Annotated in this window: 1 protein-coding gene and 1 pseudogene; both read right to left on the bottom strand. The window is 75.3% G+C overall.

Translation table 11 applies throughout. The features are described 5' to 3' along the window. Nucleotides 1-20: 20 nt before the first annotated feature. A complete protein-coding gene (locus tag IEY98_RS30565) occupies nucleotides 21-19,301 on the bottom strand; it encodes a non-ribosomal peptide synthase/polyketide synthase (protein ID WP_189214165.1) in 19,281 nt (6,426 codons plus the stop codon). Then, nucleotides 19,298-26,806, bottom strand: a pseudogene (locus IEY98_RS30560) (amino acid adenylation domain-containing protein); the annotation flags it as partial. The pseudogene IEY98_RS30560 and the gene IEY98_RS30565, both read right to left, overlap by 4 nt.

Here is a 26,806-nt window from a genome sequence, read left to right as displayed (position 1 = left end):
GTTGTGTCGCGGAGGGATGGTCATCGGCATTCCCCGGCGATGGCGCGGAGGGCGTCGGCGAAGTCCGCGGCGAGTGCTTCCACGGCGGCCCGACGGCAGCGGTCGGTGCGGTAGTGCCAGGCGAAGGTCATGACCCCGTCGTTGACCTCGCCCACGACGTCGATCGTGTGCGGGGAGTGGTCGTCGTGGTCCTGGCCGATGACGGGGAGGCTGGACCGCAACAGCCCGCTGTCGGCCGGGGCGTCCTCGAACTGGCCGAGGTAGTTGAACGAGACCGCGGGGGTCGGCAGCTCGGGGAGGTCACCGAGGTAGCGCAAGGCGCTGTAGCTGAAGCCGTTGCGCGGCACGGCTCGCAACGCCCCGCGCACCTCGCGAACCATCTCCCGCCAGTTCTGCCCGGTGACGGTGAGGGTGACGGGGAACATCGTGGTGAACCAGCCGACCGTCCGCGATAAATCGATACCGTCGATGACGTCCTCGCGGCCATGGCCCTCCAGGTCCACGGTGATCCTCGGCTGACCGGTGCAGCGGGTCAACGACCACGCCAGGGCAGTCAGCAGCACATCGTTGATCCGGGTGCGGTACGTCCGCGGCGCACCCCGCAGAAGTGCGGCGGTGTCGTCGATGTCCAGGACAACGGCGACGGGCTCGGCGGGGGTGGGGCTGGATTCAGCCGAAGCGTAGCCAGATTCCGCCGGACGGTTACCCGACTCGGCCGGGACGCGGCCGGGTTCGGCGGGGTCCGGGGTGGATTCCGCCGCGGGGTGGGCTTCGGCGTGGCCGCTCTCGACCTGCCCACCACGCTCGGGACGACCGGGGTCAGCCGGAGTGGGGTGGAGGTCGGGGGTGGCAGCCACCGCAGGGCGCGCACCGGCATGCCCACCTTCTGCCCGCCCACCTCGCCCGACGTGACCGGGCCCAACCGGAGTGAGGTGGTCCATGGGGAGGTAGGGGGCGGTTTCCATGGTGGACCAGAAAGTGCGGTCCTCGTCCAAGGCACCTGTGGTGACGAGGGTCGTCAGGGAGTGGGACCAGTGTTGGAAGGACGTGGTCTTGGGGCCGAGGTCGATGGGCGTGCCCGTTCTGGCTTGGTTGTATGCGGTTTCCAGGTCCTCCAGCAGGATGCGCCAGGAGACTCCGTCCACCACCAGGTGGTGGGCTGCCAGTAGGAGGCGGGGGGCGGAGCCGTCGGTGAAGTGGAAGAGGGCGGCGTGGAAGAGGGGGCCCTGGGTGAGGTCGAAGCTGGTGTGGAGGTGATCGGCGATGGTGGTCACCTCGGGGGAGTCCGGGGTGGGCACCTGGTGGACGGTGAGGTGGTCGGCCTCGGTGGGGGCGGCGTTGTGCTGGCGCCAGCCGTCGGGGTCTTGGGTGAAGCGCAGGCGGAGGGCGTCGTGGTGGGTCGTCAGGGCGTTCAGGGCCGTGCGTAGTGCGGTTGAGTCGACGTCGGGGGACAGTTCGGTGTGGTGGGCCTGGTTGAAGTGGTGCGGGTTGGCGCGCTCGCCCGAGAAGAACCAGTGCTGGATGGGGGTGAGCGGCACCGGGCCCGTCACCAGGGCGTGGTCGGCGGGGTGGTCGGTGGTGGCGGTGACCGTGGGGGCCAGTTCGGCGATGGTCTGGTGGCGGAACAGGTCCTTGGTGGTCACCGTGAGACCCGCGCGGCGGGCTCGGGAGACGACCTGGATGCTGAGGATGGAGTCGCCGCCGAGGGTGAAGAAGTTGTCGTCGACGCCGACCCGGTCGACGCCCAGCACGTCGGCCCACACCTCGGCGAGCGCGACCTCGACGGCGGTCCGGGGTTCCCGGTGCTCGGTGCCGGTGGCGGCGAGGTCGGGCGCGGGCAGCGCCCGGCGGTCGACCTTGCCGTTGGGCGAGACGGGAAGGGCGTCGAGCACCACGAAGGCGCTCGGGATGAGGTGGTCGGGCAGGGTGGCGGCGAGGAAGTCCCGCAGCTCCCCGGCCGGGACCGGCGGACAGGCCACGTAGGCGACCAGGCGCTTGTGCCCGCGATCATCCGTGTGCACGGTGGCGACCGCGTCCACGACGGCGGGATGGCGCCGCAGCGCGGCCTCCACCTCGCCGAGTTCGACCCGGAACCCGCGGATCTTGACCTGGTGGTCGACCCGCCCGAGGAAGCGCAGTTGGCCGTCCCGCGTCCAGCGCACCAGGTCGCCCGTGCGGTACATCCGCTCCCCCGGCCCGCCGAACGGGTTCGCGACGAACCGCTCCGCGGTGAGGCCGGGCCGGTTCAGGTAGCCGCGGGCCAGCCCGACCCCGGCGACGTACAGCTCCCCCGCGACCCCGATCGGCACCGGGTTCAGCGCGGCGTCGAGGACGTGCGCCTCGGTGTTCCAGATGGGCCTGCCGATCGGCGGCGTGCCGTCGTCCGGCAGCGGGTCGCTCCACGTGCTGACCACAGTGGACTCCGTAGGGCCGTAGGCGTTGATCATCCGCCTGCCCGGCGCCCACCGCCGCACCAGCTCGGCCGAGCAGGCGTCGCCGCCGACGACCAGCGTGCGCAGGTCCGGCAGGTCCCCCGCGGGCAGCGTCGCCAGGGCGACCGGCGGGATCAGCGCGTGCGTGACCCGCCGCCCGCGCAGCACCTCGGCCAACGGGTCGCCCACCAGCGGCCCCGGTGGGGGCACCACGAGCGCCGCGCCGGAGGTCAGCGCCAGGCACAGCTCCAGGACCGACGCGTCGAAGCTCGGCGAGGAGAACGCCAGCACCCGGTCCCCCGGCTCGACCGCGAACCGCTCCGCCTCCGCGGCGGCGAAGCTCGCCAGTCCGCGGTTGGTGACGACCACGCCCTTCGGCCGCCCGGTGGACCCGGAGGTGTAGATGATGTAGGCGGCGTGGTCGGGGGACGAGACGAGGTCGCACAGCGCATCGTCCGGTTCGGGGGCGCGGGTCTCCTCCGCGAGCCAGGCGGTGTCGTCGACCACCAGGACCGGCCGGGTGTCCTCGAGCATGAAGGCGATCCGGTCGGGCGGGTAGTCCGGGTCGACGGGCAGGAAGGCGGCGCCGGTCTTGGCCACGGCCAACTGTGCGATCACCAGCTCCGGGGAGCGCGGCAGCACCAAGGCGACCACGGTCTCCGGCGCCGCGCCGCGAGCGGCGAACACGCGGGCGGCGTCGGACGCGCACGCGTCCAGCTCGGCGTAGGTGAGGGTCCGCCCGCAGGCGATGACGGCGGGCGCGTCCGGGTGGCGCCGGACGGCCTCGGCGAAGAGGTCTGCCAGCGACCGGGCCGGGATCTCCCGGGCCGTGTCGTTCCACGAGCGCAATAGGGCCTGGTCGGTCTCGGTGGTGACCGGGAGGCGGGAGACGGGTGTCGTCGGGTCGGCCGCGGCGGCGGTGAGGAGGGTGGTGAGGCCGTCGGCCATGCGGTGGACCGTCGCGGGGTCGAAGAGGTCGGTGTTGTAGCCGATGGTCGCGGTGAGCCCGCCGTCGTCGGCCTCGTGGAACTCCACGGTGACGTCGTAGGCCGCGGTGACCACCGGGACGGCGACGTCGGCGGCGGTCAGGTCGGCGAAGCCGGTGGTCGGCGTCGGCGCGTTCTGCAGGGCGACCATGGCCTGGAACAGCGGGGTGCGGCTGGTGTCGCGGTCGGGGGCGACGGCGTCCACCACCCGCTCGAACGGGACGTCCTGGTTGGCGAAGGCGTCGAGGGTCGTGGCGCGCACGGCCGTCAGGAACTCGGCGAACGGGATCGCGGGGTCGACGGTGGAGCGCAGGACGACGGTGTTGACGAAGAACCCGACGAGCCGCCGCAGGTCCGGGTGGTCGCGGCCGGCGACGGCGGTCCCGACGGCGATGTCGTCCTGCCCGCTGAACCGGTGGAACAGCACCTGGCACGCCGCGACCAGCGCCATGAACAGCGTCGCGTCCCGCTGTCCGGCCAGCGCGCGCAGACGCTCGGCCACGGCGGCGGGGACGGCGAACTCGACCTGGTCGCCCGCGGTGGTGTGGACGGCCGGGCGCGGGCGGTCGGTGGGCAGGTCGAGCGCCGGGACGCCGTCGAGCCGGTCGCGCCAGTACGCCAACTGCGTGTCGAGGACGTCGGTGCGGCTGCGCTGCCAGCGGGCGAAGTCGCGGTAGCGGACCGGGAGTTCGGGCAGGTCGGGCGCTGTGCCGGAGTTCGCCGAGCGGTACAGCTCCGCGAGATCGGCGATGAGCACGCCCGCCGACCAGCCGTCGGTGACGATGTGGTGCATGGTCAGCGCGAGCACGTGGTCGTCCGCGCCGAGCCGGTACAGCGTGGCGCGCAGCAGCGGGGCGGCGGTGAGGTCGATCGGCCTGCCCGCCTCCTCGGCCAACGCGGCAGGCAGGTCTGCCTCGGTGATCGGCAGGACCGGCAGCGCCAGCGCGTCGACCGCCGGGTGCACGCGCTGGACGCCGTGCCCGTCGATCTCGTGGAAGCTGGTGCGCAGGGCCTCGTGGCGGTCGATCAGGCCGGTCAGCGCCGTGGTGAGCGCGGAGACGTCGAGCGGGCCGCGCAGCCGCAGGGCCAGCGGGGTGAGGTACTCGGTGCTGTCGGGCTCGAAGTGCTGGAGGAACCACAGGCGCTGCTGCGCGAACGACAGCGGCGGGTCGTCGTCATCACCCACCGGGATCGCAGGTGCGGGTTTCTCACCGTCCAAGGTGGCGGCCAGCGCCGCGACGGTCGGCGCGGTGAACACCGCGCGCGGCGACACCTCGACGCCGAGGGCGTCCTGCAGCCCGGACACCACCCGGATGCTGAGGATGGAGTCCCCGCCGAGGGCGAAGAAGTTGTCCGACGCGCCGACCACCGGCACGCCGAGCACCCGGGACCACACCTCGGCGACGACGCGCTCGGCCTCGGTGCGCGGCGGCACGTGGCCCGCCGCCTGCTCGATCTCCGGGGCGGGCAGGGCGCGGCGGTCGAGCTTGCCGTTCGCCGTGCGGGGCAGGGCGTCGAGGGTGACGAAGGCCGACGGGACCATGTGCGCGGGCAGCGTCGCCCCGAGCGCGGCCCTCGGGTCGGCGGGCAGGTCGCCGACGACGTAGGCGACCAGGCGCCGCGCGCCGGGCTCGTCCTCGCGCACGACCACCGCGGCCGAGCGGACCCCGGGCAGCGCGCCGAGCGCGGTCTCGACCTCGCCGGGCTCGATCCGGAACCCGCGCACCTTGACCTGCTCGTCGACGCGCCCGAGGAAGACCAGCTCGCCGTCGCGGGTCCAGCGCACCAGGTCGCCGGTGCGGTACATCCGCTCCCCCGGCGCGCCGAACGGGTCGGCGACGAACCGCTCCGCGGTCAGGCCGGGCCGGTCGTGGTAGCCGCGGGCCAGGCCGACCCCGGCGACGTGCAGCTCGCCGGGCACGCCGGGCGGCACCGGACGCAGGTCGGGGTCGAGGACGTAGGCGCGGGTGTTCGGCAGGGGCCGCCCGATGGGCGGGGCCTCGGCCGCGGGGTCGAGCGGAAGCGTCCAAGTGGAGACGACGGTGCACTCGGTGGGCCCGTAGGCGTTGACCATCCGCCTGCCGGGCGCCCAGCGGCGGACCAGCTCGGCCGGGCACACGTCTCCGCCGACGACCAGCGTGCGCAGGTCCGGGAAGTCCACATCGGACAGCGTGGTGAGCGCGGCAGGCGGGATCAGCGCGTGGGTGATCCGCTGGTCGCGCAGCACGTCCGCCAGCAGGCGGCCGACCAGCGGCCCCGGCGGCGGCACGACCAGTTCCGCGCCGGAGGCCAGCGCCAGGCACAGCTCCAGCACCGACGCGTCGAAGCTCGGCGAGGAGAACGCCAGCACCCGGTCCCCCGGCAAGACCGCGAAGCGCTCGGCCTCGGCTGCGGCGAAGTTCGCCAGGCCGGTGTGGGTCACGACCACGCCCTTGGGCCTGCCGGTCGAGCCCGAGGTGTAGATCAGGTACGCCGGAGCCGCGACCGGCACGGCGACGCCGGGGTCGGTGTCCGGCTGGTCCGCCGCGTCGACCGGGCCGTCGAGCACGAGCACGGGCCGGGCGTCGTCGAGCATGAACGCGACGCGCTCGGCCGGGTAGTCCGGGTCGACCGGCAGGTAGGCCGCGCCCGCCTTGAGCACGGCGAGCTGGGCGACGACCAGGTCGACCGAGCGCGGCAGCTTCAGCGCTACGATGCGCTCCGGGCCAGCGCCGCCCGCGATCAGCCGGTGCGCCAGCCGGTTCGCGGCGGCGTCGAGCTCGGCGTAGGTGAGCACGGTGTCCCCCGACCGCACGGCCAGGGCGTCGGGCCGGACGGCAACCTGCTCGGCGATCAGGGCCGGGAAGGTCCGCGGCGCGACCGGGGACGCGGTGTCGTTCCATTCGCGCAGGACGCGGTCGCGCTCGTCGTCGCCGAGCCACGGCAGGTCGCCGACCGGCCGCCCGGGGTCGGCGGCGATGGCCGCGACCAGCCGGAGCAGCCGGTCGGCGAGCGCGGCCGCGGTCTCGGCGTCGAACAGGTGCGGGTCGTAGCCGAGTTCGAGGTGCAGCCGGGTCCCGTCGGTGTGGACGCCCGCGCTCAGCGGCAGCGTGGTGGCTTCGGCGGACTCGACCGACACGACGGCGGGGCCGCCGTCCGGGGCGTCGCCGACGGGGTAGTTCTCGAACGCGAGGACGCTGTCGAACCGGCCGCCGTGGGCCTGGGTGGTCGCCAGCGGGGCGTGGTCGAACCGCCGTGACTCGGCCTGGTCGGCCTGCACCCGGCCCAGCAGGGACAGCACGGGCTCGGCGGGGTCCACCCGCACCCGCGTGGGCACGGTGTTGATGAACATGCCGATCATGGACTCCACGCCCGGCAGGTCGGCGGGGCGGCCGGAGACGGTCGTGCCGAACACGACGTCGTCCTCGCGGGCGCACCGCGCCAGCAGCAGCGCCCACGCTGCCTGCACCACGGTGTTCACGGTGAGCCCGTGCGCGCGGGCCATCCGCTCGACGGGCGCGACGGGCGCCGCGGTGCGCACCGCCGCCGTCGACTCGACGGGGTGGTCCGCCGCGGGGACGCGGTCGTACGGCAGGGGCGTGGGGCCCTCGACGCCTGCCAGGACGTCGCGCCAGTGCGCCTCGGCGGCCTCGGCGTCCTGGTCGGCGAGCCACGCCAGGTAGTCGCGGAACGGACGGCGCGGCTCGGTGTCCGACCCGGTCATCCTGGCGAGCACGTCGGCGAACACCTGGGACGTGCTCCAGCCGTCCAGCAGCAGGTGGTGCGCGGTCCAGAGCAGGTCGACGGTGTCGTCCGGCCCCTCGGCGACGACCAGCCGCAGCAGCGGGCCGCCCGGGTCGAGCGGGGCCGTCAGGTCGGCGTCGGTGATCGGCCGGTACTCGACGGGCAGGCGCGCGGTCCGGCGCACGACCTGCACCGGCTCGGGCACGCCCTGCCAGACGACCTGGGTGCGCAGGACCGGGGTGTCGTCGACGACGGCCTGCCACGCCTCGCCCAGCAGTCGCGGGTCCGCCACGCCCGACAGCCGCACGCGGGTGCGGTTGACGTAGGCGTTCGCGTCGCCCGCGAGGCTGTGGAACAGCATGCCCGCCTGCAGCGGGGTGAGCGGGTACACGTCCTCGACGTCCCGCCCGTCGCCGACCAGGGCGTCCACTTGGGACTGGGTGAGGCGGGCCAGCGGGAAGTCCGACGGCGTGCGGCCGCCCGCGACGGCGCAGTGCGCGACGATGGCCCGCAATGCGTCCGCGACACGGTCGGCGAGAACGCGAACGGTGGCCTCGTCGTGCACCTCGCCCGCGTACTCGAACTCCAGGCGCAGCCTGCCGCCGGTCACCGCGCCGGTGATGTCGACGAGGTGGCTGCGCGGGGTGTCGGGGGCGACGTCCTGGCCGAGGTCGGCCGCGGAACCGCGCAGCAGTGCCCCGGGCTCGTCGCCGCCGTCCCACCGGCCCAGGTAGTTGACGCAGATCTGCGGCGTCGGCACGGCGTCCAGGCCGCTGTCGTCGCGCAGGTAGCGCAGCGCCTCGAAGCTCAGCCCGCGGTGCGGCACGGCCCGCAGGGTCTCCTTGACGGACTTGAGAACCGCGCCCCAGTCCCCGGCTGGCAGGTCGAGCGCGACCGGGAACTGGCTGGTGAACCAGCCGATGGTGCCCGTGGTCTCCACGCCGTCGAACAGGTCCTCGCGGCCGTGGCCCTCCACCGTGACGACGGGGCGGTCGTGGCCGGTCCAGTCCGCGACCGCCCGGCCGATCGCGGCCAGCAGGACGTCGTTGACCTGCGTCCGGTAGGCGTCGGGCACCTTCCGCAGCAGCGCGTCGGTGGTCTCGGCGTCCAGTTCGACCGAGACGGTCCGCGCGGCCCCGACGGTGTTGGCCCCGCCGTCGTGGTCGACCGGAAGCGCGGGCGCGGCCGGGATGGCCCGCCAGTGCGGGAGGTCGGCGTCGAACCCACCCGCCTGGGTGTGGTCGACCAGCAGGCGCGCCCAGTGCCCGAAAGTGACGGTGGCGGCGGGTTCGGCGGCGAGGTCGCGGTACGCCGCTTCCAGGTCGGCGAGCAGCACCTGCCAGGACACGGCGTCGACGACGAGGTGGTGGGCGGTCAGGAACAGCACGGGTTCCGGTCCGGTGAACAGGATCGCCCGGAACACGCGTCCCTCCGCGGGGCGCAGCCCGGCCTGGGCGGCACGGGCGTGCGCGTCGCGGTCACCGCTCCGAACGACGTGGAACACGTCATCGACCGTGGGCAGCGGCTCCTGGGCCGTCGGGGTGACCCGGCTGCGCAGGCCGGGGTGCCGATCCACCAGCGCGGTGATCGCCTCCCGCAGCCGGTCCTCGTCCACGGCGGGGTCGACGCGCAGCGTGATCGACATGGTGAAGTGGTCGGTGGGACAGGTCTCGAAGAACCACCGCTGGATCGGCGTCAGCGGCGCGGGGCCGCCCGTGTCGGCTATGCGCTCCACGGTCACGGGAGTGGCGACCGCGGCGAGGTCGGCGAGGGTCTGGCGCAGGAAGACGTCCTTGGCCGTCACCCGGAGTCCGGCCTGCCGGGCGCGCGCGACGACCCGCATGCTGAGGATCGAGTCGCCGCCGATGGCGAAGAAGTTGTCCCGGGCGCCGACCCGCTCGACACCGAGCACGTCCGCCCAGATCGCCGCCAGCTCGCTCTCCACGCCCGGCCTCGGCGCGACGTGCCCGTGGTCGGGTCGGGGCGGCTCGGGCAGCGCGCGGCGGTCGACCTTGCCGTTGGGCGTCGTGGGCAGCGCGGGCAGCGGGACGAGCGCCGACGGCACCAGGTAGTCGGGCAGGCGGGCGCGCAGGAACGCGGTCAGCTCGTCCGGTTCGGCGGCGCCGACCACGTAGGCGACCAGCCGCCGCGTCTCGCCGCTGTCGCGCGCGACCACGGCGGCCTCGCGCACTGCCGGGTGGCGCAGCAGCGCGGTCTCGATCTCGCCGGGCTCGACCCGGAAGCCGCGGATCTTCACCTGGTCGTCGACCCGGCCCAGGTGCTCCAGCCCGCCGTCGGCCGTCCACCGCGCGCGGTCGCCGGTGCGGTACATGCGGCCGGGGGCGAACGGGTCGGCGACGAACCGCTCGGCGGTCAGGCCGGGCCGGTTCAGGTAGCCGCGGGCGAGCTGCGGTCCGGCCAGGTAGAGCTCTCCCGGCACGCCGACGGGCTGCGGGCGCAGGCGGTCGTCGAGGACGTAGGCGCGCACCGTGCTCAGCGGCGGGCCGATGCGCGGCCGCTCGCCGCTGATCTCCGACCAGGCGGCGTCCACTGTGGCTTCCGTGGGGCCGTACATGTTGTAGACGGGCAGGTCGGCGGCGGCCAGGTCGTGCCAGAGCGCGTCGCCGACGGCCTCGCCGCCCAGGGTGAGGGCGCGCAGCCCGGTGTCGAGCAGTCCCGCGTCGATCAGGCCGCGGGCGTGGGCCGGGGTCACGTCGAGCACGTCGAGGCCCGCGGCGTAGGCGACCAGCTCGTGCGGGTCGAGGCGGACGTCGTCGGGGATGACGTGCCACTCGTGCCCGGCGGCGAGGAACAGCAGCCCTTCCACCGCGGTGTCGAAGGAGAACACCGCCGTCTGCCCGTACCGCAGGCGCCCCTGCCCCGCGAGCGGGGCGATGAACTCGGCCTGCTGGTGGGCGAACAGGGCGGCCAGGCCGCCGTGCTCCACCACCACGCCCTTGGGAGTCCCGCTCGACCCTGACGTGTAGACGACGTAGGCCGGGTTGCGCGGGTTCACCGGCACGCCGGGATCGGTGTCGGGACAGCCTGATGTGTCCGGCATGGCGTCGAGCACCACGACCGGGTCGGCGTCGGCCAGCGCGGACCGCAGGCGCTCCTCGGGCAGCGCGGGGTCGAGCGGCAGGTACGCGGCGCCGGACTTCAGCACGGCCAGCATCGCGACCACCATGTCCGCCGAGCGCGGCAGCACGAGCGCGACCAGGCGTTCCGGCCCGGCGCCGCGCGCGATGAGCAGGTGCGCGAGCCGGTTGGCGGCGGCGTCCAGCTCGGCGAACGTGCGCCGGTCATCACCGCACACGACGGCGGTGGCGTCGGTCGTGGGGAGCCAGCGGTGCAGCGGGACCGGCGGCACCTCGCGCAGCGGGCGCGCGGGGGGCGGCGGCGGACCCATGGGCAGGTCGGCGACCGGGCGCTCCGGGTCCTCCGCCGCGGCCGCGAGCAAGACGCCCAGGTGCTCGACCATGCGCGCGACGGTGGCCTCGTCGAACAGGTCCGGGTTGTACTCGACCGCGCCGTTCAGGACCTCCCCGGCTTCCTGGAACTCGATGGTCAGGTCGCACGTGGACGTCAGCACCGGCAGCTGTTCCTCGGCCACCGCCAGGCCCGGCAGCCCGGGCACCTCGTCCGGGGTGTTCTGCAACATGACCATGACGTCGAACAGCGGGTTGCGGCTCGGATCGCGCTCGGGGGCGACGGCGTCGACCACGCGCTCGAACGGCACGTCCTGGTGGGCGAACCCGGCGAGCGCGGTGCTCCGGACCCGGGCGAGCAGGTCGGCGAACGAGGCGTCCTCGTCGACCGACGCGCGCAGCACCAGGGTGTTGACGAAGAACCCGACGACCCGCTCCAGCTCGGGCCGGTCCCGGCCCGCGACTGCGGTGCCCACGGCGAAGTCGGACTGACCGCTGTGCCGGGCGAACAGCACCTGGCAGGCGGCGAGCAGGGTCATGAACAGGGTGCTGTCCCGGCGCCTGCCCACCTCCCGCAGGCCCGAAGCGACCTCGGCGGGCACGGTGAACGCGTGCATCGCGCCCGCCGTGGAGCGCACGGCGGGGCGCGGGCGGTCGGTGGGCAGCCGCAGCGGCTCGACGCCCGCGAGCGCGGCGCGCCAGTGCGCGAGCTGGGCGTCGAGGTCGGCCCGCTCCCGCTGCCAGAGCGTGAAGTCGGTGTACCGGACGGGGATGTCGGGCAGCTGGCCGCCCGCGTACAGGGCGGCCAGGTCGTCGGTGAGCACGGCGGTGGACCAGCCGTCGGTGATGATGTGGTGCAGGGTCAGCACCAGCACGTGGTCGTCGTCGCCGACGCGGATCAGCGTGGTGCGGAACAGCGGTCCCCGGCGCAGGTCGAACGGCTGGGCGCAGTCGCGCGCCAGCACCGCGGCGGGGTCGTCGGCGGTCACCTGGACGAGGTCGGCCGGATAGGGGTCGTGCACGATCTGCACGGCCTCGCCGTCGATCTCGTCGAACGTGGTCCGCAGGGACTCGTGGCGGGCGATCAGCGCGGTGAGCGCGGCGGTGAGGGCGTCGACGTCCAGCGGCCCGCGCAGGCGCAGGGCGGTGGGGCTGACGTACTCGGCGCCGCCCGGCTCGAACTGGTCGAGGAACCACAGCCGCCGCTGCGCGAAGGACTGCGGCACGGGGCCGGACACCACCGCGGCCGGGATGGTGTCCTGCTCGCCGGCGGGGACCACGCGGGCGAGCGCGGCGACGGTCGGGTGGTCGAAGAGGGCCCGCGGGGAGATCCGCGCGCCGAACACCCCGCGCAGCCGGGAGACCACGCGGATGCTCAGGATCGAGTCGCCGCCCAGGGCGAAGAAGTTGTCGGCAGTCCCGACCCGGGGCACCCCGAGCACGTCGGACCAGACGGCGGCGACCACGCGCTCGGCCTCGGTGCGCGGCGCGACGTAGTCGCCCGCGCCCGCCCCGAAGTCGGGCGCGGGCAGGGCGCGCCGGTCGAGTTTGCCGCTGGGCGTCTGCGGCAGGGCGGGCAGCGGCACGAACGCGGCGGGCACCAGGTAGTCCGGGAGGGTGTCGGCGAGCGCGGCGCGGAGGTCGGCGCTCCCGCCGACGACGTAGGCCACGAGCCGGGCCGGGCCCGTGCCGTCCCGGTGCGCGACGACGGCGGCGTCCCGCACGCCCGGCAAGGCGCGCAGCGCGGCGGCGACCTCGCCGGGCTCGATCCGGAAGCCGCGGATCTTGATCTGGTCGTCTGCGCGGCCGAGGTAGTCCACCTGGCCGTCGGCGGTCCAGCGCACCCGGTCCCCGGTGCGGTACATGCGGCCGGGGGCGAACGGGTCGGCGACGAACCGCTGGGCGCTCAGGCCGGGGCGGTCCAGGTAGCCGCGGGCGACCTGCGCGCCCGCCAGGTACAGCTCGCCGGGGACGCCCGGCGGCACCGGGCGCAGGTCGTCGTCGAGCACGTACGCCCGCACATTGCGCAGGGGTCGCCCGATCAGCGGCGGCGTCCCGGGCACGGCGACGGCGCGCGTGGCGTCGACCGTGCACTCCGTGGGGCCGTAGTAGTTCACGACCTCCAGCCCCGGGCGGGACGCGAGTTCGCGCCACAGCGCCTCCCCCACCGCCTCCCCGCCGAGCAGCAGTGTGCGCAGCGGGGTGTCGAGCAGGCCCGCGTCGACCAGCTGGACCGCGTAGGTCGGGGTGAGGTCGAGGACGTCGATGCCGGTGGCCGCGATGTGCTCCACCAGACCGGCCGGGTCCAGCCGCAGGTCGTCCTCGATGACGTGCAGTTCGTGGCCCGCCGCGAGGAACAGCAGGCCCTCCACCGCCGTGTCGAAGGAGAACACCGCGGTGAGGGCGAACCGCAGCGGACCGGCGCGGCCGGTCAGGTCGGCCCGGTGGTCGTGGAGCAGGTTGGCCAGGCCGCCGTGCTCGACGACGACCCCCTTGGGGCGGCCGGTCGAGCCGGAGGTGTAGATGACGTACGCGGCCTGGTTCGGGTGCGGCCTGATCCCCGGGCTGGTGTCGGGCAGACCGGCGGTGTCGCCGATCTCCGTCAGCACCAGGACGGGACGGGCGTCGTCCAGCAGCAGCCGGACCCGCTCGGCGGGCAGCGCCGTGTCGACCGGCAGGTACGCCGCGCCCGCCTTGAGCACGGCCAGGATGGCCACGACCAGGTCTGCGGACCTCGGCAGGTGCAGCGCCACGACCCGGTCCGGCCCGACGCCCTGCGCGATGAGCCGGTGGGCGAGCCGGTTGGCGGCGGCGTCCAGCTCGGCGAAGGTGAGTGCGGTGTCCCCGCACACGACGGCGGTGGCCCCGGGCGTCAGCGCTGCCTGCCGCTCGAACTCCTCGGGGTAGCTGGTCGCCGGGAACGGTGTCGCCGTGGCGTTCCAGCCGGTCAGCACGCGCTCGCGGTCCTCAAGCGACAGCCACGGCAGCGCGCCGACGGGCCGGGTGAGGTCGTCGGCGAGCGCGGTGAGCAGGGTGCGCAGCCATCCGGCCGCGCGGCGCGCGGTGGCGTCGTCCAGCAGGGCCGGGTCGTAGGCGAGATCGAGGTGGAGCCGGTCGTCGGCGTGCGCGGACAGGGTGAGCGGCAGCGTGGTGGTGTCGGTCGTCGCCACCTCGCGCACCCGGGGCCCGGCGCCGGAGTCGTCGAAGGGGTAGTTCTCGAAGACCACGACGCTGTCGAACAGCGGCAGGTCGGCGCGCACCGGGCTGTGCGAGCGGATGCGGGTGAGCGCGAGGAAGTCGAAGCGCCGGGACTCGCTCTGCGCGTCCTGCAGCGCGCGCAGCCAGTCGGCGACGGGCCGGGCGCTGTCGACGCGGGCGCGGGTCGGGATGGTGTTGATGAACATGCCGACCATGGACTCCACGCCGGGCAGGTCGGCCGGGCGCCCGGAGACCGTGGTGCCGAACAGCACGTCGTCGACGCCCGCCCAGCGGGCGAGCAGCAGCGCCCACGCGCCCTGCACCGCGGTGTTGACGGTCACCCCGGCGGCGCGGACCGCGGCGCTCAGGGCGGCGGTCTCCTCCGCGTCCAGCGCGAACCGGACCGACTCGCTGGACTCGGTGCGGTGCGCCTGCTCGGGCCGCCGGTCGTAGGGCAGCGCGAACGGGCTGTCCACATCGGACAAGACGGAGCGCCAGTGCGCGTCCGCGGCCCCGGTGTCGCGTTCGGCGAGCCAGCGCAGGTAGTCGCGGAACGGCCTGCGGGCCTGCGCGGCGGCCGGGACGCCCTCGGTGATGGCGCGGTAGTGCTCGCGGATCTCGGCGAACACCTGCCCGGTGCTCCAGCCGTCCAGCAGCACGTGGTGGGTCGACCAGACCACCGCGACCCGGTCGTCGGCCAGCCGGGCGATGGCCACGCGCAGCAGCGGGGCGCTGCCGAGGTCGAACCCGGCCGCCCGGTCCTCGGCGACCAGGTCGGCGAGCGCGGCGTCGCGGTCCGGCAGCCCGCGCAGGTCCCGGTGCAGCACGTCGAGCCGGACGCCGCGGTGGACGACCTGGACCGGCTCGTCGACGCCCTCCCACACCACGGAGGTCCGCAGCACGGGCGTGCGGTCCACGACCCGCTGGAACGCCTCGGCCAGCGCGTGCGGGTCGTGGACATCGTCGAGCACCAGCCGGACCTGGTCGACGTAGGCGGTGCCGGAGGGGTCGACCAGGCCGTGGAAGACCATGCCCGCCTGCAGCGGGGTCAGCGGGTAGATGTCCTCGACGCCGGAGCCGTCGCCCGCGATCCGGTCCACCTGGGCCTGGGTGAGCCGGGCGAGCGGGAAGTCCGACGGGGTGCGCCCGCCTGCGCCGGGCCGGGCGCAGTGCTCGGCGATCCCGGCGAGGGCGTCGGCCATCCGTCCCGCCAGCCGGGCGACGGTGGCCTCATCGTGGGCCTCCGGCGAGTACTCCCAGGTCAGTACCAGCTCTCCGGCCTCGACCACGCCGGTGATGTCGAACAGGAAGTCCCGGTTGGCCGCTGGGTCCACTTCGGACCCCGGCGTCGGGTGCGTCGTGCCCGCGTCGAAGCGGCCGTGGTAGTTCAGGCACACCTGCGGCAGGGGTCCGCCCAGGCCGCTTCCGGGGCGCAGGTAGCGCAGCGCCTCGTAGCTCAGCCCCTTGCGCGGGATGGCGCGCACCTGCTCCTTCACGGCCTTGAGCACCGAGCCCCAGTCCCCGTCGGGCAGGGTCAGCCCGACGGGGAACTGGGTGGTGAACCAGCCGACTGTGGTCGACAGGTCCACGCCGGGGATGACGTCCTCGCGGCCGTGGCCCTCCAGGGTGACGGCGACGTCGGCGCGTCCGGTCCACTCGGCCAGGGTCCGGCCGAGCGCGCTCAGCAGCACGTCGTTGACCTGGGTCTGGTAGAGCGCGGGCACCCGGGTCAGCAGGGCGTCGGTGGTGTCGCGGTCGACGCGGACGGTGATCCGCCCGGCCGAGCCCGCGCGGGTCGGTCCGTCGTGGTCCCTCGGCAGTGGCGCTGGCTCGGGGGTCGCGGCCCAGTGCGGCAGGTCGTCGTCGAAGCCGCCCGCGCCGACGTGCTCGGCGAGCAGGTGGGCCCACTGCGGGTAGGGGGTGCCGACCGGCGTCAGGCTGACGGGTTTGCCGTCGCGCAGCTGCTCGTAGGCGGTGCGCAGGTCCTCGACGACGATGCGCCAGGACACGGCGTCGACCACGAGGTGGTGGGCGATCAGCAGCAGCCGCGCGCTGCCCTCGATGTCGACCAGCGCCGCGTGCAGCACCGGCCCGTGCTCGATGTCGAGCCCGTCGCGCGCCGCGTCCGCGTAGGCGGCCAGGTCGGAGACGGTGGGGCGGTGCAGCGGAACCGGGTCGGCGACGGGGTGCTGCCGCCATTCGCCGTCGGTCCGGTGGAACCGCATGCGCAGCGCGTCGTGGTGGGCGACGACGGCGGCCAGGGCCTGGGCCAGCAGGTCCGGGTCGGCGGTGGTCTCCACGTGCAGGGTCATGGCGAACCGGGCGCGCGGGCCGTGCGCGGCGAAGAACCAGTGCTGGATCGGGGTGAGCGGGGCGGGCCCGGTCCGGGTCGGGGCGGCGGGCTCGGCGGCGCGGGTGACCGCGGTGGCGAGGTCGGCGATGGTCTGGTGGGCGAAGACGTCGCGCGAGGTGAGCGCGAGCCCGGCCCGCCGGGCGCGCGAGACGATCTGGATGCTGAGGATGGAGTCGCCGCCGATGGCGAAGAAGTTGTCCGTCACGCCGACCCGGTCGAGGCCGAGCACGTCGGCCCAGATCCCGGCCAGCAGGGACTCGGTCGCGCCGCGCGGGGCGACGTGGTCGGCGGCGTGGCGGTCGGGCTCGGGGAGGGCGCGGCGGTCGAGCTTGCCGTTGGGGGTCAGCGGCAGCCGGTCGAGCCGGACGAACGCGGCGGGCACCATGTGCTCCGGCAGCGTCCGCCGCACCTCGGCGCGCAGGGCGGCCGGGTCCTCGTCGCCGACGACGTAGGCGACGAGCCTGCGGTGGCCGCCGTCCTCGCGGACCACCACGGCGGCCTCGCGGGCGCCCGCGGCGACCAGCGCCGCCTCGATTTCGCCCGGCTCGATCCGGAACCCGCGGACCTTCACCTGGTCGTCGGCGCGGCCGAGGTAGTCCAGCCTGCCGTCGGCGGTCCAGCGGGCCAGGTCCCCGGTGCGGTACATGCGCTCGCCCTGGCCGCCGAACGGGTCGGGCGGGAACCGCTCGGCGGTCAGCCCCGGCCTGCCCAGGTAGCCGCGGGCCAGCTGCGGGCCCGCGAGGTACAGCTCGCCCGGGACGCCGGGCGGCACCGGCCGCAGGCGGGCGTCGAGCACGTAGGCGCGCAGGTTGCGCAGCGGCCTGCCGATGACCGGCCGGTCGCCGGTGACGGGCGTGGACACCGCGTCGACGGTGGCCTCGGTGGGGCCGTAGAAGTTGTAGGCGGCGGTGTCCGGCGCGGCCGCCAGCTCCCGCCAGAGCGCGTCGTCGATGGCCTCGCCGCCCACCATCAGCACGGCGGGCCGGTGGCGCGGGTCGGTCAGCAGGCCCTCGGGTAAGAGCTGGCGCAGGTAGGACGGGGTGAGGTCGAGGAAGTCGATCCGGCGGGCGGCCACGTGCTCGACGAGCGCGGCCGGGTCCATGCGGATCTCGTCGGGCAGCAGGTGCAGCTCGTGGCCGTCGGCCATGAGCACCGGGCCCTCCCACGAGGTGTCGAAGGAGAACACCGCGGTGAGCGCGACGCGGAGCCTGCGCCCGCCCGCGGCGGCCACGAAGTCCGCCCGGTGGTTGTGCAGCAGGTTGACCATGCTCCGGTGCTCCACCGCCACACCCTTGGGCAGGCCGGTGGACCCGGAGGTGTAGACGACGTAGGCGGTGTTGTCCGGGCGCAGCCCGACGTCCGGGTCGGTGTCCGGCAGCCCGTCGGTCTCCAGTGGACGGTCGATGACGAGCACCGCGCCCGAGTCCGCGACCAGGTGCGCGCGCCGCTGCGCGGGCAGCGCCGGGTCGACCGGCAGGTACACCCCGCCCGCCTTGAGCACGGCCAGCTGCGCGACCACGGCGTCCACGCCACGCGGCAGCGACACCGCGACCACCCGCTCCGGCCCCGCGCCCTCGGCGATGACGCGGTGGGCCAGCCGGTTGGCGCGGGCGTTCAGCTCGGCGTAGGTCAGCGACTCCGTCCCGCAGACCAGGGCCACCGCGTCCGGGGTGCGCCGGGCCTGCGCCTCGAACAGGGCGGGGAAGGTGGTCTCCGGCACGGGCAGCGCGGGCCCGGCCCAGTCGCGCGTGACGGCCTGCCGCTCGGCAGGGGTCAGCCAGGGCAGCTCGGCGAGTGGTCGGTCCGGCGCGTCGGCGATGGCGCCGAGCAGCACGGTGAGCCGGTCGGCGAGCGCGCGCACGGTGGCGGCGTCGTACAGGTCGGTGCGGTACTCCAGCACGCAGTCGAGCCGGTCGGGCCGCTCGGTGAACTCGACGCTGAGGTCGAAGTTCGCCGCCCAGCGCCGCAGCTCCACCTCGGCCACCGCCAGTCCGGGGAACTCCGGCAGGCCGCGCTGGGCGTTCTGGAGCATGACGAGCACGTCGAACAGCGGGTTGCGGCCAGGGTCGCGGGGCGCGCCGACGGCCTCGACCAGCCGGTCGAACGGCGCGGCGGCGTGCGTGAACGCCGTCAGCGCGGTGTCGCGGACGGTTCCGAGGAAGTCGGCGAAGGTGCGCTGCTCGTCCACAGTGGAGCGCAGGACGACGGTGTCGGCGAAGAAGCCGACCACGCGGTGCAGTTCCGCGCGGTCGCGGCCCGCGGTGATGGTGCCCAGCGCGACGTCGTCCTGCCCGGCGTACCGGGAGAAGAGCACCTGGCAGGCCGCCATGAGCACGGTGAACAGGGTCGTGTCGTGCGCCCTGGCCAGCGCGGCGAGCCGGGCGGCGAGCTCGCCGGGAACGGCGAGGTGCTCCGCGGCGCCGTCGGTGGACCGCACGGGCGGGCGCGGGCGGTCGGTCGGCAGGTCGAGCGGGGTGACCCCGGCGAGCGCCCGCCGCCAGTAGGCGACGTGCTCGTCCATGGCCGGGCCGGTGAGCTGCCGCTGCTGCCAGGCCGCGAAGTCGCCGTAGCGCGGGCCGTCCTGCACCGGGGGGCGACCGGCGTAGGCGGCGGCCAGGTCCTCCAGCAGGACCGTGAGGGACCAGCCGTCGACGACGATGTGGTGCGCGCTGAGCAGCAGCACGTGCTCGCGGTCGCCGAGCCGGACCAGCGCGGCGCGCAGCAGGGGACCCTCGCGCAGGTCGAACGGCCGGGAGAACTCGGCTTCGAGCACGTCGTCCAGGTCGCCGTCCAGGTCGCCGTCCGCGAGATCGATCCGGTGCAGGTGGACCGGCGAGGGCGGGTGCACGATCTGCACCGGGCTGCCGTCGGCCTCATCGAAGGTCGTGCGCAGGATGTCGTGCGCTGCGACCACGGCGTCGAGCGCGGCGCCCAGGGCGGTCACGTCGAGCGCGCCGGTCAGCCGCAGGGCGACACCGCTGTTGTAGTCGGCGCCGCCGGGTGTGAACTGGCTGAGGAACCACAGCCGCTGCTGCGCGGAGGACAGCGGCAGCGGCGTGTCGCGCGGCGCGGGCGGGATGGCGTCCGGCGCGGCGGCGCGCGTGCCCGCCAGCCGCTCGGCGAGCCGGGCCCGCAGGTGCTCGGGCAGGGCGTCGCGGCGGCGCTCTCTCGATGAGGTCATGGGGCGGGGTGTCCTTCCGGCTGCTGGTCGCCGAGTCGGGCCAGTTCTTCCAGTTCGCGCAGCACGTGGTCCTCGACGCGCTCGGCGAGCGCGCGGACGGTGCGGGCGGTGAGCACGTCGCGCGGGGTGAGGCGCAGGTCGAACGCCGCGTTGGCGCGGGCGGTCACGTGCAGGCTGAGGATCGAGTCGCCGCCGAGGTCGAAGAAGCTGTCCTCGACGCCGACGTGCGGGACGCCCAGCACCTCCGACCAGATGAGGGCGAGGGTGCGTTCGGCGTCGGTCTCCGGCGGGACGTGCGTGTCGGGGGTGAAGTCCGGGTCGGGCAGGGCGCGGCGGTCGAGCTTGCCGGACCGGGTCAGCGGCAGCCGGTCGAGCGCCACCACGGCCGCCGGGACCATGTGCTCGGGCAGGACCGCAGCGGCGGCCCGGCGCAGCGGCGCGGGATCGAGGCTGGCGGGGGCCACGTAGGCCAGGAGCCTGCCGTCGCGGGCGATCACCGCGGTCTCGGCGACGCCGGGCTGGGCGGCGATGACGGCCTCGACCTCGCCCGGCTCGATCCGGAAGCCGCGGATCTTCACCTGCTGGTCGGTGCGGCCGAGGTACTCCAGCGCGCCGTCTCGCGTCCAGCGCACCAGGTCGCCCGTGCGGTACATCCGCGTTCCGGGCGCTCCGAACGGGTCGGCGACGAACCGCTCCGCCGTCATGCCGGGCCGGTTGAGGTAGCCGCGCGCGAGCTGGACGCCCGCGAGGTACAGCTCGCCCGGGGCGCCGGGCGGGGCCGGGGCCAGGTCGGCGTCGAGCACGCGCAGCCGGGTGTTCCAGACCGGGCGGCCGATGGGCACGGTCTCCTCCCCCGGCGCGCACGCCCAGTGGGTGACGTCCACCGACGCCTCGGTGGGCCCGTACAGGTTGTGCAGTTCGGCGGGGACCCGGGCGTGGAACTCGGCGGCCAGGTCGGCGGGGAGCGCCTCGCCGCTGCACAACACGCGGCGCAGGCCCGAGCACGCCGTCAGGTCCGCGTGCCGCAGGAACGCCCGCAGCATCGACGGGACGAAGTGGACGGTCGTGACCGACTCGGCGCGGATCACCTCGGCGATGTGGTGCGGGTCGCGGTGCCCGTCCGGGGCGGCGAGCACCAGCGCGGCCCCGGTGATCAGCGGCCAGAAGAACTCCCACACCGAGACGTCGAAGCTCGCCGGGGTCTTCTGCAGCACGCGGTCGCCCGCGTCGAGCCGGAACCGGTCCTGCGTCCACAGCAGCCGGTTGACGATGCCCGCGTGCGGCACGACGACGCCCTTCGGCGTGCCGGTCGAGCCGGAGGTGTAGATGACGTACGCGGCGTTCGCCCCGGTCACCCCCGGGTCCAGCGGGCTCGCGGGCCGGTCGGCGGTGTCCATCACTACCGCGGGGTCGTCGAGCACGGTGACGGCGTCGGCGTCGGACACCAGGAAGGCGACGCGCTCGGCGGGCAGGTCCGGATCGACCGGCAGGTAGGCCGCGCCCGACTTGAGCACCGCCAGCAGCGCCACGACCAGTTCGGGCGACCGGGGCAGCCGGACCGCGACGACCCGCTCCGGGCCCGCGCCGAGGGCGACCAGCCGGTGGGCGAGGCGGTTGGCGTGGGCGGCCAGCTCCGCGTACGTCCAGCGGACCCCGCCCGCGACCAGGGCGAGCGCGTCCGGCGTCCGGTTGGCCTGCGCGTCGAGCAGGGCGACGAGTGTGGTGTCGGGCACCGGCACGGCGGTGTCGTTCCACGCGTCCAGCACGCGCTCGCGGTCGCCGGGGGTGAGGGCGTGGACGCGGGCGAGCGGGCGGGCGGGGTCGGCGACGAGTTCCCGCAGCAGGTGCGCGAGGCGGTCGGCGAGCCCGCGCACGGTGTCGGCGTCGAACAGGCCGGGTTCGTAGCCGAACACCAGGCGCAGCCGGGCGGCCGGGTAGGCGGTCACGGTGAGCGGGAAGTTGGTCCGCTCGGCCGCGGTCATCCCGCGCACGCCCGGGATGGCCTCGGCGGGGTAGTTCTCGAAGATGACGGCGCTGTCGAACAGCTCGACGCCGCGCGGGACGTCGGTGTGCCCGCGCAGGTCCGCGATGGCGGTGTGCTCGAACCGGCGGGCCTCGGCCTGGCCGCGCTGCACCCCGCGCAGCCAGTCGGCGACCGGCGTGTCGCCGTCGACCTCGGCGACGACGGGCAGGGTGTTGACGAACATGCCGATGATGGCGTCCACGCCGGGCAGGTCGGCTGGCCTGCCGGAGACGGTCGTGCCGAAGCACACCCGCTTGTGCCCGCTGTGGGCGGACAGCAGCAGCGCCCACGCGCCGAGCACGACGGTGCCGGTGGTCAGGCCGTGCGCGCGGGCGAAGGCGTCCAGCGCCGCCGAGTCCTCTTCGGACAGCGTGGTCTCCGTGTGCGCGGTCGTGCTGGGTTCGTCGACCGACGCGCGCGGACGGTCGCAGGGCAGCGGGGTCGGGGCGGTGATGCCCGCCAGCACGCCGCGCCAGTGCTCGGCGGCCTCGGCCGGGTCCTGGCGGGCGAGGTGGCGCAGGTGGTCGGCGAACGGGGGCCGCTCGGGCAGGTCCCGGCCCGCGTGCGCGGCGGCGACGTCGGCGAGCACGCCGAACGCGCTCCACCCGTCGAGCAGCACGTGGTGGAAGGTCCACAGCACCTGGACCTCGGTGTCGGACAGGCGTGCCACGCAGACCCGCGTCAGCGGGGCGGCGGCGAGGTCGAAGGGCTCGGCGTCCCGCGCGATGAGGTCGGCCAGGCACGCCTCGCGGTCCTGCCCGGTCCAGTCGAGCAGGGTCACCGGCACGGTCGCCCGCTCGTGCACGACCAGGACGGGTTCGGGCACGTCCTCCCACACCACGGCGGAGCGCAGCACCGGCGTCTCGTCCACGACCCGCTGCCAGGCCGCGGCGTAGGCGGCCGGGTCGGGGACGCCGTCGAGGACGAACGCCAGCTGCTGGAAGTAGGTCCCCGGCCGGGACAGGCCGTGGAAGACCATGCCCGCCTGCATCGGCGTCAGCGGCAGGATGTCCGCGACGCCGGGGGTGGCCAGCCGGTCGACGGTGGCGGCGTCCAGGGCGACGAGCGGGAAGTCCGACGGGGTGCGGCCGTGGGCGCCCGCGCACTCGGCGACGATCGCGCGCACCGCGGTCAGCATCGCCTCGGCGAGCCGGGTGACGGTGGCGGCGTCGTGCAGCGCCTCGCTGTAGTGCCAGGTGATGGCGAGGCGGTCGGTCACGACGGCGTTCACATCGAGCACGTGGGGGCGCGGTGAGCCGGGGTGCGCGTCGAGGGCGAGTCCGCCGTCGACACGGCCGAGGTAGTTGAACGCCACCTCGGGGTCGGTCCCGGTCACGACGCCCGCGATGTGGCGCAGCGCGCCGTATCCGATGCCTCGGTGCGGCACGGCGCGTAACCGCTCCTTGACCGCCTTGAGCGCGCCGGGCCAGCCCGCGCCTCGGGGCGCGTCGAGGGTGACCGGGTAGAGGGTGGTGAACCAGCCGACCGTGCGGGTGAGGTCCACGCCGTCGATGACGTCCTCCCGGCCGTGCCCCTCCAGGTGGACGGCGACCCGGTCGCGGCCGGTCCAGTCGGTGAGGACGGCGGACAGGGCGGTGAGCAGCACGTCCTCGGCCGTGGCCCGGTAGGCGGCGGGGATGTCGCGGAGGAGGGCGGCGGTCTCGGCGGGGTCGAGCTCGACGCGGACGGTCCGCTCCCCCGCCACGGTGTTCGCGCCGTCGCGGTCGCGGGGCACGGTCCCGTCGGGCGTCTCGGCCCAGTGCGCCCGCTCGGCGTCGAACCCGCCCGCCCGGGTGTGCTCGACGAGCCGGGTGGCCCACTCGCGGAAGGAGGTGGTGCGGGCGGGCAGCGCGACGGGCTCGCCTCGGGCGATCCGGTCGTAGGCCGTCCGCAGGTCCTCGGCGATGACGCGCCACGAGACGCCGTCGACCACGAGGTGGTGGGCGCGCAGCCGGGCGCCGGTGCCCACGGCGGTCGCGGTGAACAGCGGGCCGTGGCCGTCGACGTCACCGGCCTCCCCCGGCGGCGCGTTCACCTGCCGCCAGCCGGGCGTGAACCGCATCCGGAGGGCGTCGTGGTGCTCGACCAGCGCGTCGGCGGCGCGGGCCAGCGCCTCGGGGTCGACCGGGCCGCCGAGGTCGACGGTGATGCTCTGGTGGAACCACTCCGGGTGCGGGGACCCGGCCTCTAGGAACCACCGCTGGATCGGGGTGAGCGGCGCGGCCCCCTCCACGGGCCCGGTAGGCCGCTCCACCGCGGCCCGCACGTGCGGGGCGAGCGCGGCCACGGTCTGGTGCTCGAAGATGTCCCGCGAGGTCACCGCCAACCCGGCGGCGCGGGCGGCGGAGACGGCCCGGATGCTCAGGATCGAGTCGCCGCCGAGCGCGAAGAAGTTGTCCCGCACCCCGACCCGGGAAGCCCCCAGCACGGACGCGAACACCTCGGCAAGGGTGGCCTCCACGGGGGTGCGCGGGGCCAGGTAGCCGCTGCGGACCGGCTCGGCGACCGCGGCGCCGGTCTCGCCCCCGGACCACTCGGCCAGGGTGCGCAGCAGGCGGTCGGGTTCGGTGGTGATCGCGCGGAGCACGCCGTCGATGGCCGCCGCGAGGTCGGCGATCCTGGGCTCGTCGAACAGGGCGGCGTCGTACTCCAGGGTCATGGCCAGGGCGTCGCCGCGCGGCCAGAACTCGACGGCCAGGTCGAAGCGGGCGGCGGGGCGGGGCAGGTCGTGCTCGGCGAAGCGGACGCCGCCGGACTCCGTCTCCGCGACGACGGGCTGGTGCAGGGCCACCGCGGCCTGCACCAGCGGGGTCCTGGCCGGGTCCCGTGGCGGGTCGAGGTGGTCGACCACCTGGTCGAAGGGCACGTCGTCGTGGTCGAACGCGTCGAGCGCCGTGGTCCGCACCTGGTCGAGGAAGTCGCTGAACGGGAGGTTCGGGTCCACTGTGGAGCGCAGGACGACGGTGTTGACGAAGAAGCCCGCCACCCGGTCCAGCTCGGGCCTGGGCCTGCCCGCGCGCACCGCGCCGACGGCGATGTCGCGGCTGCCGGACACAGCGGCCAGCAGGAGCTGCACGGCGGCGGTGAGCGTCATGAACAGCGTGGCGTCATGGGCGGCACCCACGGCGCGGAGTGCCCGTACGAGGTCCGCGGGCACCTCACGGCGGTGCACGGCGCCCGCGGCGACACGCGCGGGCGGGCGGGGGCGGTCGGTCGGGAGGTCGAGCGGGCGCAGCCCGTCCAGCCGGTCCCGCCAGAAGGCGAGGTCGGCCGTCCAGTCGCGCCGTCCGGCCTGCCACACCGCGTAGTCCGGGTACTGGACGGGAAGCGGGGCGAGGTCGGCGGGCGGCCCGCCGGTCTCCTCGCCGTACAGCGCGGCCAGCTCGGCGGTGAGCACGCCCGCCGACCACCCGTCGGTCACGAGGTGGTGCTGCGCCAGCACCAGGACGTGCTCGTCGGCGGCGAGCGGGACCAACGCCGCCCGCGTGGTCGGCCCGGCGAGCGGGTCCACCGGCTCCACCGTGACGCTCGCGGCCGTGTGCAGCGGCAGCCGACCGCTCGGGGCGACGACCTGCACCACCTCGCCGTCCACCAGCTCGAAGGTCGTGCGCAGCGCGTCGTGCCGGTCCGCGAGCCGGTCGAGCGCGCGCTGGAGGGCTGCTCGGTCCAGCGGGCCGCTCAGCCGGACCCCGATGCCGGTGGCGTTCACCGCGCTGCCCGCGGTCTGCTCCGCCAGCCACAGCCTGCGCTGCACGGGCGCCAGCGGGAACGGCCCGGTCCTCGGTGCCCGCGGGATGCACGCCTCCGCGGCGGCGGTCTCCGGCAGCGCGGCGGCGATGGCGGCGACGGTGCGGCGGTCGAACAGCGCCCGGCCGGAGAGCCGGACCCCGAGATCGGCGACCAACCGCGCCCGGACGCGCTCGGCCAGGATCGAGTCGCCGCCCAGGGCGAAGAAGTCGTCGTCGACGCTCACCGCGTCCACGCCGAGGATGTCGGCCCACACAGCGGCGACCGCGCGCTCGCGGTCGTCCCGCGGCGGCACGTGTCCGGCCGGTCGGGCGCCGATCTCCGGCGCGGGCAGCGCGTTACGGTCGAGCTTCCCGTTGGGGCTCAACGGGAACGCGTCGAGCACGACCACGGCGGCGGGCACCATGAAGTCCGGGAGGGCCGCGGCCACCCGCTCCCGCAGGCCCTCCGGCTCGGGCCGCCCGCCCGCCGCCGGGGTGACGTAGGCGACCAGGCGCTTGAGGCCCGCCTCGGTGCGCGGCACGACCACCGCCTGGCCGACCGCGGGGTCCGCGGCGAGGACCGCCTCGATCTCGCCCGGCTCGATCCGGTAGCCGCGGATCTTCACCTGGTGGTCGGCGCGGCCGACGAACTCCAGGCCCTCCGGGCCCCGGCGCACCACGTCGCCGGTCCGGTACATCCGCGCGCCGGGCGGGCCCGCCGGGTCGGGCAGGAACCGCTGCGCGGTCAGCCCCGGTCTGCGCAGGTAGCCGCGGGCCAGGCCGACGCCCGCCACGTACAGCTCCCCCGCCGCGCCGTCGGGGACCGGGCGCAGGTCGTCGTCCAGGACGTGCGCGCGGGTCCCGGTGATCGGCAGGCCGATGGGCGGCGGGGTGTCCCGAGGGGACAGCGGCTCGCTCCACGTGGACACCACGGTCGACTCCGTGGGGCCGTAGGCGTTGATCATGCGGCGGCCCGGGGCCCAGCGCCGCACCAGCTCGGCGGTGCAGGCGTCGCCCCCGACGATCAGCGTGCGCAGGTCGGGCAGGTCGACGTCGGGCACCGTGGCCAGGGCGACCGGCGGGATCAGCGCGTGGCTGACCCGGTTCGCGGTGAGCACGTCGGCAAGGTGGTCGCCGACCAGCGGGCCCGGCTCGGGCACGACGAGCGCGGCCCCGGACGGCAGCGCCATGGCCAGTTCCAGCACCGAGGCGTCGAAGCTGGGCGAGGAGAACTGGAGCACCCGGTCGCCGGGGCGCACCGCGAACCGCTCGATCTCCGCCTTGGCGAAGGTGGCCAGGCCGCGGTGGGTGACCACGACGCCCTTCGGACGGCCCGTCGAGCCGGAGGTGTAGATGACGTAGGCGGGCTGGTCGGGCTCCGGGCGGCGGCCCGGGTCCTCGACGGGACCGTCCATGGTGGTCACCAGGTCGGGGTCGTCGAGCACGACCTGGGGGCGGGCGTCGTCGAGCATGGCGCGGATGCGCTCGGGCGGGTAGCCGGGGTCGACCGGGAGGTAGGCCGCGCCCGCCTTGAGCGTGCCGAGCTGCGCCGCCACGATCGCCGCCGACCTGGGCAGCACCAGCGCGACGATGGACTCCGGGCCCGCGCCCGCGGCGATCAGCCGGTGCGCGACGCGGTTGGACCAGGTGTCGAGGTCGCGGTAGGACACTTTGCCGCGCGCATCGATGATGGCGGGTTCCGACGGCGCGCGGCGCACCTGGGCAGCGAAGAGGTCGAGGAGGGTTTCTGGCAC

This window comes from Actinokineospora fastidiosa (genome assembly GCF_014648415.1).
GTDB classification, from domain to species: Bacteria; Actinomycetota; Actinomycetes; order Mycobacteriales; family Pseudonocardiaceae; genus Actinokineospora; species Actinokineospora fastidiosa.
Note: the sequence above shows the minus strand (reverse complement) of the source record. Positions and strands in the feature narration are given on the sequence as shown.

Bases quoted from the DNA above. Each gene is read 5' to 3' on its own strand.
- IEY98_RS30565 (WP_189214165.1), bottom strand. From the start codon at position 19,301: ATGACCTCATCGAGAGAGCGCCGCCGCGACGCCCTGCCCGAGCACCTG.